This is a genomic window from Paenibacillus sp. FSL L8-0470 (assembly GCF_038008625.1).
Taxonomy (GTDB): Bacteria; Bacillota; Bacilli; order Paenibacillales; family Paenibacillaceae; genus Paenibacillus_AQ.
Map to the genome: position 1 here is coordinate 5,362,364 of NZ_JBBOZM010000001.1, position 11,874 is coordinate 5,374,237.

An 11,874-nucleotide genomic window follows, 5' to 3' on the forward strand; every position below is an offset into this window, starting at 1 on the left:
TTTTATAACAAATTTTATTATTTAATTAGAGTATAAAGCAGGATATTGATCTTGATAGTGGAATATCATAACCAATAATTATAATTCTTAATCGTAATTATTTGCACTGTGCAGTAACAATGGTATCCTCTTGCCATAAAGAAGGTCCTTATTATACGATTTTAAATCGAGGGGTGATTTTTTTGATGCAAGAGTCCTTAAATATAAGCAAATTTTTGGATCTCAAAAAATGGAAGCGGCTTCAGGATTCCTTGGCTACCGTTACCAAGCTGGCTATTTTGACGGTTGATTACAAGGGAATCCCTGTGACCAGCCACAGCAGCTGCCAGGCTTTCTGTCAGAATGTGCGGAAGGATCCGGAGCTGCTGCCGTTTTGCCAGAAGTGTGATTCCCGCGGCGGGCTTGAAGCAGTTCGATTAAATGCACCTTACGTTTATCTATGCCACTTTAATATTATAGATATTGCGATTCCGATCACTGTGGATGATAAATACCTGGGTGCTGTGATGGCGGGGCAGGTCAAGCTTTCCGATCCTGAGAACGGTACAGATCTGGAGCAAATTGTATCTTCGCCAAACAAATCATCACATCTGCTCAAAGGAAATCAATTGAAGGCATACTACGATGATATACCAACGATGACCTATGAAGAAGTCGTGAAAATATCCAACATGCTGTTTCTCCTATGCAACTATATTATCGAAGAGGCACTCAACAAAAATCTGCTGGTCGAAATGTTCGAGAAGGCTGCCGGAAACGATGAAGCCCTAAACCTCTCCACTATTCTGCCCGGCTACACCATTAAAAATATTGAGTCGATCAAAAAAGAAATGACCAATGCCATCGCGGATGCCTACCTTAAAAACACATCCTCTGATATGAGTATTTGTACAAATCCGATCTTTAAACCCGCCTGGGATTATATTTACAATAACAAAAGTGAAAATATAACATTAAGTCATATGGCTGAGCTATGTCACATCAGTCCCAGCTATTTCAGCAGACTTTTTGCGAAGGAAACAGGGGAAAACTTCACCACTTATTTGGCAAGGCTTAAGGTGAAATGGGCGAAGCAGCTGCTCGAAGTGACCGATATGCCCGTTTCTCAAATCAGTGATGAGCTGGGCTTCAATGAACCCGGTTATTTCATTAAAATCTTCAAAAAATTCGAAGAGATCACACCTGCTCTTTATCGTAAAGGTTATCGGGAAAAAGCAGGATCAACTTGAGCACTTGGATGGACGCTCCGCGAACGGACCGTTGTTTCAATCGCTGCCCAATCCAGATTTTAATGATTTGCCTAATATAAATTGAACTTAAGATCTTTACATGGAGAAGGACGTTTTAAAAAAATGGGGGTTATTAGTACATGAGTATTGAATTTAAAAAAGTGAGCGACTTTAATCGAGGAATACTCTTTGAATTATTGAAAGATACATATTTATTTGATTGCAGATATCAGCAAAGTAGTAATTCTGATTGGCAAGTTTTTGACAACTTTTTCTTTGACAATTTGCAAATTGCAGATAAATACGGGTTTATCACAACACTAAACGATGAAGCCATCGGATTTGTTTCATGGGACCCGAGAAATATGCCTGAGTATGCGGAAATTGGCCATAATTGCATTGCTTCAAAACACAAAAGCAATGGTTATGGTAAAATACAGCTTCAAGAAGCGGTCAATAGAATTACCCAAGATAATGTAAGAAAAATCATTGTAACCACAAATAATGACCTAATCCCTGCTCAACGAATGTATGAGAGTGTTGGGTTCACAATATATCAAAAAAGGGAAAATCAAAATATTGCAGATTTTGTTGGTGAACACATAGATTATGTATATTTTTGCTGAAGCAAGCTTCAATGGAGCAAAACTGAAGAGCAGCGATTCCCCAATAACGGGAGAATCGCTGCTCTGTTTTTTAGAAAGAAGAAGATTAGACCTGGTCATAGAAAATCGACTTTTGGGACACCCCCATATAGAATGAACTTAATAACTACACAAAAGGGAAAAGTGGCGGAGGGGAATTTTGGAACTGTAGGAGCGGCAGCGTCCGCCTTTAGGTTTGGATTTCTACCGCGATTCGCGGTTAAATTCAGGAAATCCAAACCTAACAGCGGCCGGAAGTCCAAACATTCTCTGTAGTCACGACCAATCCGGAAACAGAAGAATTATAAGTTCAATCTATACAGTACTTACATTCCCACAGCTGAAGATATCGCGGCAAAGACTGCAGCCACCAGCCACAAGATTGGAAACAGCTTAAGGATGACTTTGAGCCACTGCCCAAAATTGATCCGGGCGATTGCCAGTCCTGCTAATAATACTCCACCTGTTGGGGAAATGAGGTTGGTCAACCCGTTTCCAAATTGATAAGCGGTTACTACCGCTTCGCGGTTGACACCGACCAGATCGCCCAATGGGGCAAGCACGGGCATCGTTAAAGCGGCCTCACCGGAGGAAGAGGGCACCAGGAACGTGATAATATTATGCACGACCAGCATGATGGTAGTGAACAAATAGTTTGGCAGACCTTCAAGCAGGTTTGCCAGTGCATTCAGGATCGTATCGATAATCATGCCGTTCTCAGCAACGACGAGAATTCCCCGGGCCAGCCCGATAATGACCGCCGCATAGATGAATTCGCCACAGCCCTTTACGAAATTCTCAGCGATTTCCTTCTGATTCATCTTGGTGACCACACCCGAGAAAATACCAAGTGCGAAGAAAAGGGCGCCGATCTCGGTCATATACCAGCCCTTGGTCATAATTCCCCACACAATCAACCCCAAGGTAGCGATAAAGCCGCCAATGATGAGTTTATCCCGATGGGTGAAGCTCACCTTTATGTCTGAGTTCTCTTTAATAAAGTGCTGACGATTTAAAATGTCATTCTGGAATACAGGAGATTTCTCCGGATTTTTCTTCACCCGCTGCGCATACCACATGGTAAAACCGATTGATATCGCAGTGAAAACAATCCATTCAATAAATCTCAGCCATAGCTGTGGATTGCCCTGCACTCCCGCTACGCCTTGCGCAATCAATACTGAAAACGGATTAACGGTGGAGCCGATATAACCGATCTGTGTTCCAAGATAAAGGATGAGGATGGCCGTAATGGAGTCAAAACCGAGTGCAAACATCAAAGGAATAAAAATGGCGTAAAGAGGTATTATTTCTTCACTCATTCCGAACGTGGAACCTCCAAGGCTGAAAATAACCATCGCTATCGGAATCAGCAATATCCCTTTTTGTTTGAGCCGTCCGGCCAAGGCCATCAGCGCCCGGTCAATCGCACCGGTCTGCAAAATAATCCCAAAGGCTCCGCCTACAATAAGTACGAAGGCAACCACATCAACAGCATTGATAATGCCTTCCATTGGTGCACTGGCGATTTGCGCAAGTCCCTGCCGCAAATCGCCCTCTTCACTGACTTTCGGTACGGAATGATAGGTTCCCGGGATAATCGTTGTCTTGGCTGAACCATCTACAATGATTTCCTGCCGGTCAAATTGACCGCTCGGGACAACCCAAGTCAAACCGGCAATCGCTATTATAATCAAGAAAATCAATGTATAACTATGAGGCAGAGACCATTTTATTTTACGTTTAGAGGTTTCCATTTTATCCCTCATTCCTAGTAGCGTCGTAGGTGATTTTCCCGGCAGCAATAGTTAATACGACTTGTGCGTCTCTGATATCGGCAGCTGTTGTATCCAGAAGATTGCGGTCAAATACAGCAATGTCGGCATATTTCCCCGCTTCTAAGGTTCCCGTGCTCTCTTCCATACCACAGTGCCTGGCCCCGTTAAGGGTCCATGCCTTTAAGACTTCAGATGCTGGCATTCCCTGCTCAACATTCCAGCCTTCAGGTGGTGACCCGTCAGGAAACAACCGGAAAGTGGCCGCGTAGATCGAATCAGGAACACTAGTGAGGAACAACGGTAAATCAGTGCCAATGGTAATGGGGATGTTCGCATCCAGCATGGACCGGTAATCATAGAACCGGCTTTCATTCGCTTTTCCAGCCACAGCCGCCATATACGCATCTTCATAGGAGGGATTTAACAGCAGGATCTGGGCATATACCTCGGCGAAAATCCCGTTTTCCCCCATCCGTTTTAAATCATCGGGGTGAGGGTATTCCAAATCACTTATAGAATGTTTAATTGGATGATCCCCCTGCTGTTGACGGCAGGTTTCGAGCATATCTACAGCTCTGCGAATTGCTGCATCCCCTTCAGCCGTAAGACAGCACTTGATTCCATGCCTGTCTGCTTCAAATACTGCAGCTTCAATTACGTCATAGTCAACCGGCTGCAAAGTAGTTACTCCCGGCAGATCTGCGTAAGGCTCCAGCATATCCCCTGTATGATCAGCCACAACACCGTCTATCATCAGCTTGAATCCCTGAAAGCGGAGAACCTCCCCTTGATAGCGTTCTTTATATTGAATTCCGGCGGGAATATCAATCGGCTGCAGCACAGGTTCCAGCGCAAAATGAAACCGCAGCGGCAGTTCCCCGGCAGCTTCCAGTTCTTCAAGAACCGGCAATAAACCGCTGTGCTGGTCAAAGCCTATATCTTTGATGGAGGTTACACCCCGCTTGGCAAGCATCCGGGTGAAATCCAAAAACTCTTTTTTGACTAATTCCCGATCCTGCATCATTTCATACAGTAAGCTGGCACGCGCCTCGGCACTGCAATGATCAGGGGTGAACCGATATTTATCCTGGGCGATTTGGTTCATCCAGCAATAATTTTTCGTCCGATTCATGGCAATGACGGCCCTTTGAGGAAAAGCTATATCTAATATACTTTGCTCTGGGAGCTTTCCCCATAACTCCCGGCTCCAGCCGTAAGCGTATACATTTTGATCTTCAGGTTGTTGTTCCGCTTCTTCTATAAGCAATTGCAAGGCATCTTCTATAGAGGCTGCATTTGTCAGATCCACGCCACGGTGCAAGGACATATATCCGGTAAAAAACACATGATTATCATGCACACCAGGCATAATCAACGCATCCCTCAGATGATGGACAATCGTCTTCGGTCCGATCCAGGCTTCTGCCTCTGCCGGATCGCCGACCGCGGCAATCCGTTCCCCTTGCAGGGCGATGAATCCAGGCAAGGCATCCTCCTCTTTTCCTGTAAACACGGCACTAGACATTAGTACTCTTTCTGCAAAACCATGTTTAACTGCTCCCATGATCTCTCCGCCTTAGTTCAAATTTATAATACGACTTATAACGTTATACTATAGCTACTGCTTCTCCATCATCGGAAGAAACAGTAGCTTTTACGTATTTAAAATTCCAGCTGACTCTAATGAATTACAAAGTAAATTGGTAACGGTCACCAATAATGAACTGCTTCCCTACATGAACCGGCTTACTATACTGGTCGTAAATAATGGTGTTCATGTAAAACAAAGGCTGGCCGATCGGAACTTCAAGTAATTTCGACTGAGGTTCGTCAGCCAAGACAATTTGTAATATCGTCTCTCCCGGCTGGTTCGGATCAATATTGTATTCGCTGCGCAGCAGCTCATATATCGAGCCTTCAAGATTGGCCTCCATTAAGAAAGCGAAACGGTCAAACGGGTAATAGTTATTTTCCAGCATCAGCGGTTGTTCGCCGGCATATCTCTGGCGCTGAATATACAGCACAGACTCACCTGGCTGGATTTGCAGCCGCTCTGCGGTATCTGAATCGGCCTTCACCTTTTTTCTTTCCGTGACTACGCTATGCGATGAAACTCCATTCGCTTTGCAGGCAGCCGTAAAACTGATGATATGCTCAATCTTCCGGCCGATCTTGGGCCTATTCACAAACGTGCCCTTGCCCTGCCGCTTCGTCAAATATCCTTCTCTCACTAATTCCTCTATCGCTTTACGCACAGTAATCCGGCTCACATTATAGGTCTCGGCCAGCTCAATTTCAGTAGGTATTTTATCCCCTTGATTAAAGCTGCCGTTGGCGATTGCGGATTGAACCGCATTTTTCAATTGAATGTATAATGGCTCAGCGTTTTCTGCATTTAACATGGTTTACCCTCACTTGTTATATAACGTTATATTACTCTTTCTTTAGAGTAACAAACGATTCTCTTTTTCACAAGCAAAGATAAGTGTTCCCATTAATATTGGGCTCCGAATCCAAATGAACCCTCTACCAGACAGCTCTTGGCAGCTAATCTCGAACCTTCCTTCATTGCGGCTTGAATATCCCCGTCCTTAATCATGCTTAGTAAAAAGGCTGTAATATAGGAATCCCCTGCTCCCATCGTATCCACAGCATGGATGAACTCCGGCGATTGATAATAAAAGGCTGTTCCATCATAGGCGATAGACCGGTCTCCGCCTCGTGTTGCAACTAATACCTGACCCTCTCTCTTGCGTTTGGAACGAATATAACTTTGCGTCTCTTCATCCGTCATATGGCTGCAGGAAAAGAAGGCAAAATCGGCATTTCCTATATAACGTTCTACTTGCTCTTCCTCAAAGTCATCGGAAAAATCAAATGAAAGTGGAATCTTCAGATCATTCAGCTCAGTAAGCAGGTGCCCGGTGTGGCTGTAAAGACCCGTATGGACAATATCGAATCCGCGGATGTATTCCTTATCGTCTTCACTAAGTTCTATGGGATGAAGTCGGGTAACCCCGCCTTCGTTGCTGCCGAGAAAGACTCTTTCCCCGTTCTCCAGCGTTACGCGTGCACATCCATTTTCACCGCTGTGATGTCTGCAGTGCGAGGTATCTATCCCCAGCTGTTGCAATGTATTCTCTACCAGCCTTGCCTCAGCATCATCACCGAACACGCCGAGGAAGGCCGCATCCGCACCCTCTCCTTTGGCGAAAACACTGAAATTGAGTGCGTTGCCACCGGGGTACATCATACGCAGATGAACATACTTGTCGACCACATTATCGCCAATCCCTAATACTCTCATGGTTTACACTCCCGTTCAGTAGGCTACTTTCCCCATATAACGGCGGGTTTCCAGCGGATGACTTCTTACTTCGGCCAATGCCTCGCGGTAGACGCAGATAATACTGTAGAACAATACCGGATTAAAGAATTCCACGACTTCGTCGGCAGTAACACCTAAGCCAAGCTCCTTAGCATCAATCACTTCGACTTTTTCAGCATATTGATTCAGGAAGGTGCGTGCGCGTTCATCCAGCTCACGGGTGCGGCCTTCATTAATCATTAAGATGAATGGAGTTTCTTTATCGGTTACTTCGAACGGACCATGGAAAAATTCGCCGGAGTGGATAGCCGCTGCATGAAGCCACTGCATTTCCATCAGAGAGCAGATCGCAAATCCATAAGCATGACCATAAGAAGCTCCGCTTGTCAGGATATAATATAACTCCTCGTTGCGGTACTTTTCGGCAAATACACGGGCTCGTGGAGCAACCTGCTTTTTACCCTGGTTAATAATACCGTTAATGGTTTGCAAGCCTTTTTGAAAAGCGTCAATATGTGCATAACCTTCAGCCACATGCAACAGTTCTGCAGCGAGCTCCAGAATGATAGCCATCGGATTATTTTTGACGTCACTGTCATCTCCCCATTCATACAGGAAAGAATAATCGGAAAATTTAAGCAACGCGGCCTCCTGATTATGGGTTAAGCCAATGGTGTGTGCGCCCTTCTCTTTGGCAGCTTGTGCAGCAGCCACCGATTCCGGCGTATTTCCGCCATGAGAACAAACAATGACTACCGATTGTTTGCCCAGACGTTTAGGCAAAGCATGAACAAACTCGTTAGCCGTATATAGACCCGCTACCAGTTTTTTCGCTTCGCTTTCAAGAAAATACTTTGAGGGATACATATCAACCAGCGAACCTCCGCAGGCTACAAAATAAACCTCTGAAATCCCCTTGTTCACTTTTCCATGAATAGCTTCAACAACCTGATGTACATTCATTTGATTCTCTCCTTTGTATAACGTTATATAACGTATTGTTTACGAGATAAATATAACCGCTTTCAAAACAGCTGTCAAGCCCCCCTAGGGCTCAATTCCAAAAAAAAACCCTCTCCAGAACTTGTGATTAGGCAAGCCCTGAAAAGGAGTATTATGGTTTAGGAGAAAGAAGCCTTGGCACCTATAAAGTAGCCAATTGAAACAAAAAGGAGTGACCAGGTCAGCGCACATGCAACGGATATCCATACATATTTTTTGAAGGGCATGGCACTGATGCCGGAAATATAACTGGCAACATGCCTGACCCCCGGAATAAAATAGGCAAAAGCAACCGTCCAAATTCCAAAGCGTATATACCATCCCTTGACTCTGATAAACCGCTTCGGGGTAAGCCCAATCCACTTGCCGTATTTATTCACAACCGGTTGTCCCAGCCGCAGACCAATGGTGTAGCTGATCATCATTCCTGTTATGGACCCTATGCAGCCGATCAGTACCGAAAGTGTGAAATTCAGAACCATAATGGACGACAAATACCCTACAAACAACATCAACACTTCGTCAGGTACGGGAAGTCCAAGAATTCCAAGCGCCAAAAGAGCAAAAATTGCTAAATAACCGTAATGTGAAATTAACTCCATCATCCAAGGCATCAATATTTCACTTCCTGTTGAAGTTTTTTTTGAAAGAAGGGAAGGGAAGCCGGCTGATCATCATTATAGACAGCATCAACATTAATACGACTATGTATTCCGGTTTCATCCGTCCATCCAGCAAAGAGATCATCGAAAGGATCACCCCTGCAGCAGTAATCGGCATCCCAACGAAACCCTTCGAAGAAGCTGATATATTAAATCTGGCCAACCGCAGTGCGCCGCAAATCAGGAAAGCAACTGCAGCCAGGGTCCCCAGCCACTGAACATTTTCCAGCTTGTACAACAAAATCAGAAACGCAGGAGCCAATCCAAAGGATATGATATCTGCCAGTGAGTCCAATTGCTTGCCGAAATCGCTGGTACAATGCAGCCACCGGGCCAGCAAACCATCCATTACATCACACAAAGCCGCTAACAATATCATGGTTAATGCCAAACTATATCGTTCTTGAATTGTGAAGAGCAAAGAGAATGCTCCAATTCCCAAATTTGCCAAAGTAAACATTGAAGGCAGCCAATTCCATTTCATGCTGTCTTACTCCTTTCGCTACAGTACATGTATTGGTGGGATTAGCCTTCAAATCTAATCATAGATTTGACGCCTTCCTCGATATTTTCCACTGCATAACTACAGCCATGCATATCCAGTATCCGCTTTGCAATGGAAAGCCCCAGTCCCGTTCCACCTGTCAGTCGGCTCCGGGAAGGCTCAACCCTGTAGAACCGCTCCCAGATTTGCCCCAGCTGATCTTCGGGTATCGACTCACCTTTATTATGAATAGAGAATACAGTAGACTTCTCATCGCTCTGAACATTCACGGTTATGGTACTTCCATCTTCAGCATGCCTGATTGCATTGGTTAGAAAATTAAGAATAACCTGTTCGATCCAGCCCGCATCCGCGTATACCGGCAATTCATTAGCAGGAATTATCATCACTTGCAGCTGCTTTTCCTGCAGAAAGTGAATCAGCCTGTCCGCTACCTTTTCCGTCAGTTCCGTCAGCATGAAGGAGGTCTTCCGGAGTTTAGTTGTCCCCGACTCCAATCTGAACAAATCTAGCATATCATTCACAAGAAATCCCATTTTTTCAGATTCCTCAATAATGACCTTAATGTAGTAATCCTGTTTAGCCGCACTTACTCCGTCTTCTAATCCTTCGGCAAATCCTTTAATAATGCTTAGAGGCGTCTTCAGTTCATGAGAGGCATTGGCAAAAAAGTCCTGCTGCATGGTCTCCATTTTTTGTTTGCGCTCCATATCTTCGACCAGCTGCTGATTGGCCTCCCTCAACTCACTCAAGGCAGAATCCAAACTTTGTGATAAGGTGAACATGCTATTGGACAAGCTCCCCAGTTCATCCTTCTGCCGGATGGAGGGATGTCCTGTAAAGTCCAGGGAAACCATACGTTTGGCAATTTTGTTCAGCTTGATCAGTGGACGGGCTACCATTTTAGAATAGAAGTAGGACAGTATTAGAATAAATACAAAGCCTCCGATTCCGAGATATAAAAAGAACCAGCGCAGCGCATCATTCGAATCCTTAACCTCCTGTAAGGAGGTGACAGTGAATAACAGATCAATATCTCCGTTGCGTTGCTGCACAGGCAGAATCATCACAGAGTTGCGGATCCCACCCCAAGGAGCTGTCCAATCCGCTTTCTGCATTTGTAGCCCTTTGAATTGTTCCACCCGGGCCTCAGACAACGGAAACCACTCGTCCAAGGCCTCAAACAGGATGCCCTGACGCGGGTTCCATATTTTCAGATTCGGTAAAACGATCTCCGTGACAATACCGGAAAATTGAGTGTCTCCTCCCTCTGATTCATCCCCAATGGCTGCGGACCCTTGCTTTTTTATGCTAGTGGGGAATATGAGCTCCGGTGAGTAGACATCTCCTTCAATCAGCTGGTCTCCCTGAATGGTCAACGGATCATCCAGCTTAATATTTGCTGCGCTAAACTCATCTCCATACTGATTCATGAACAGGGATAAAGAAACAGCTATGATCTGGCCGTCTTCATTCATAACCTTCATATGAAACGGGTCTTCCGATTTCATTTTGCCGTCCAGCTTCATAATAACCAGCTGCGTTTTATTGCGCAGCATGAAGCGGGCAAGCTCCTGAGAAGTCCTGCTCGTATCCCACGACTCACTTGTGTAGCTTGAACCAAAGCTCTTGAGATGCTTCTCCACGCGGTTTTCTTTCTGCTGCTGATAGAAGCCGTCAAAGAAAAACAGCTGGCTCAAAATCACCATCCCGTAAAAGCAGACAAAAAACACTACTGTCATTACGAACAGCTTAAAGGTAATTCCCCATCTTTTCATGCCTCGTCCTCAAATATGTACCCGGTGCCAATCACCGTGCGAATATAGCGTGACTCATACCCCAGCTTACTTCGCAGTTTTTTGATGTGGCTGTCCACTACACGGGAATCGCCTTCGAATTCAATCCCCCATATCCGGGTAAGGATCGTGTCCCTTGAGATTACAATGCCCTTATTTCGGATCAACAGCCATAACAAATCATATTCCTTAGGGGTAAGCTCTATTTCTGCACCAGCAACCTCAAGCCGATGAGCCAGCGTATTAAACATTGCGGAACCAAACTTTACGATGCTGGATTCCGGCAAATGGCCTCCTTCGACCCGTTTCATTAGCGCATTCGCCCGGGCTATCAGTACTTTTGGGCTAAACGGCTTCGTCACATAATCATCCGCACCCAGTTCAAAACCGTGAATTTTATCTTCATCTCCGGATTTGGCCGTCAACAATATGATGGGTATCGCTGCCTTTTTGCGGATTTCCCGGCACACTTCAAAGCCGTCCATCTTGGGGATCATAATATCCAGAATCAGCAGATCCGGTTGCAGCGAATCAAACCAGCTCAATGCATCTTTTCCATTATCCGCCTCTTGTACTTCCCAGTCGTTCTTTATGAAATAATCGGAAACAAGCTCACGAATGCGGCTTTCATCCTCAACGAGAAGAACTTTCTTTTTCAATATAGTCCCCGCCCTCAAACCATTTTTATATTTTTCAGCTTAATCGAGTGATATGTCCTTCATGTGTCCTTAGACAGAACAACCCCCCACTTGATTCTACAGATACAAGTCCAGATATAAAAGTGTTGATTGTGGACGCTGGTGAAACCGGGAAAGGTGGATTGAAAGTAGGCCCTAAAAGCCCGCAGCGGGTTCGTTTACTCGTACCGGACCCAGGGGGCGCTATGGAGAGTAAAATCCCTGTTTATTCTCTTTTGCGGACCCAGGCGAC

The 11,874-nt window shown here is 45.1% G+C and carries 11 protein-coding genes; 2 read left to right on the forward strand and 9 right to left on the reverse strand.

Annotated elements, in window-relative coordinates; all coding sequences use genetic code 11:
- The first annotated feature begins 185 nt into the window (after window positions 1–185).
- Entirely contained in the window at window positions 186–1,229 is a 1,044-nt protein-coding gene (locus NST99_RS24595; protein WP_379141098.1) for a PocR ligand-binding domain-containing protein, read from the forward strand.
- A 140-nt stretch (window positions 1,230–1,369) separates the two neighbouring features.
- Window positions 1,370–1,855, forward strand: coding sequence for a GNAT family N-acetyltransferase (locus tag NST99_RS24600; protein ID WP_341095092.1), 486 nt, complete (start codon window positions 1,370–1,372; stop codon window positions 1,853–1,855).
- A 344-nt stretch (window positions 1,856–2,199) separates the two neighbouring features.
- Here NST99_RS24600 and NST99_RS24605 read toward each other — a convergent pair whose 3' ends face one another.
- From NST99_RS24605 to NST99_RS24645, 9 genes are all read right to left on the reverse strand, one after another.
- Window positions 2,200–3,642, reverse strand: a complete 1,443-nt coding sequence (locus NST99_RS24605; RefSeq protein WP_341095094.1) for a YfcC family protein — start codon at window positions 3,640–3,642, stop codon at window positions 2,200–2,202.
- Window positions 3,632–5,215, reverse strand: a complete 1,584-nt coding sequence (locus NST99_RS24610) for an amidohydrolase (RefSeq protein WP_341095096.1) — start codon at window positions 5,213–5,215, stop codon at window positions 3,632–3,634. Before NST99_RS24610 ends, NST99_RS24605 begins: the two co-directional genes overlap by 11 nt.
- A gap of 124 nt (window positions 5,216–5,339) precedes the next feature.
- On the reverse strand, window positions 5,340–6,053 hold the full coding sequence (locus NST99_RS24615; RefSeq protein ID WP_341095098.1) for a GntR family transcriptional regulator: 714 nt from the start codon (window positions 6,051–6,053) through the stop codon (window positions 5,340–5,342).
- Window positions 6,054–6,145: 92 nt separating this feature from the next.
- Window positions 6,146–6,958, reverse strand: a complete 813-nt coding sequence (locus NST99_RS24620) for a fructoselysine 6-kinase (protein WP_341095099.1) — start codon at window positions 6,956–6,958, stop codon at window positions 6,146–6,148.
- Window positions 6,959–6,973: 15 nt separating this feature from the next.
- Entirely contained in the window at window positions 6,974–7,942 is a 969-nt protein-coding gene (locus NST99_RS24625) for an SIS domain-containing protein (RefSeq protein WP_341095101.1), read from the reverse strand.
- A gap of 158 nt (window positions 7,943–8,100) precedes the next feature.
- Window positions 8,101–8,595 (reverse strand): DedA family protein, encoded by a 495-nt coding sequence (locus NST99_RS24630; RefSeq protein WP_341095103.1) that lies wholly within the window; start codon window positions 8,593–8,595, stop codon window positions 8,101–8,103.
- Window positions 8,596–8,602: 7 nt separating this feature from the next.
- On the reverse strand, window positions 8,603–9,127 hold the full coding sequence (gene pssA / locus NST99_RS24635; protein ID WP_341095104.1) for a CDP-diacylglycerol--serine O-phosphatidyltransferase: 525 nt from the start codon (window positions 9,125–9,127) through the stop codon (window positions 8,603–8,605).
- 41 nt (window positions 9,128–9,168) lie between these two features.
- Window positions 9,169–10,926: a sensor histidine kinase gene (locus tag NST99_RS24640; protein WP_341095106.1), complete on the reverse strand. Its 1,758-nt coding sequence runs from the start codon at window positions 10,924–10,926 to the stop codon at window positions 9,169–9,171.
- A complete protein-coding gene (locus NST99_RS24645) occupies window positions 10,923–11,603 on the reverse strand; it encodes a response regulator transcription factor (RefSeq protein WP_076114419.1) in 681 nt (226 codons plus the stop codon). The genes NST99_RS24640 and NST99_RS24645 overlap by 4 nt, the downstream gene beginning before the upstream one ends.
- Window positions 11,604–11,874: the final 271 nt, after the last annotated feature.

Bases quoted from the DNA above. Each gene is read 5' to 3' on its own strand.
- NST99_RS24615 (WP_341095098.1), bottom strand. From the start codon at position 6,053: ATGTTAAATGCAGAAAACGCTGAGCCATTATACATTCAATTGAAAAAT.
- NST99_RS24605 (WP_341095094.1), bottom strand. From the start codon at position 3,642: ATGAGGGATAAAATGGAAACCTCTAAACGTAAAATAAAATGGTCTCTG.
- NST99_RS24600 (WP_341095092.1), top strand. From the start codon at position 1,370: ATGAGTATTGAATTTAAAAAAGTGAGCGACTTTAATCGAGGAATACTC.
- NST99_RS24610 (WP_341095096.1), bottom strand. From the start codon at position 5,215: ATGGGAGCAGTTAAACATGGTTTTGCAGAAAGAGTACTAATGTCTAGT.
- NST99_RS24595 (WP_379141098.1), top strand. From the start codon at position 186: ATGCAAGAGTCCTTAAATATAAGCAAATTTTTGGATCTCAAAAAATGG.
- NST99_RS24625 (WP_341095101.1), bottom strand. From the start codon at position 7,942: ATGAATGTACATCAGGTTGTTGAAGCTATTCATGGAAAAGTGAACAAG.
- pssA (WP_341095104.1), bottom strand. From the start codon at position 9,127: ATGAAATGGAATTGGCTGCCTTCAATGTTTACTTTGGCAAATTTGGGA.
- NST99_RS24620 (WP_341095099.1), bottom strand. From the start codon at position 6,958: ATGAGAGTATTAGGGATTGGCGATAATGTGGTCGACAAGTATGTTCAT.
- NST99_RS24630 (WP_341095103.1), bottom strand. From the start codon at position 8,595: ATGCCTTGGATGATGGAGTTAATTTCACATTACGGTTATTTAGCAATT.
- NST99_RS24640 (WP_341095106.1), bottom strand. From the start codon at position 10,926: ATGAAAAGATGGGGAATTACCTTTAAGCTGTTCGTAATGACAGTAGTG.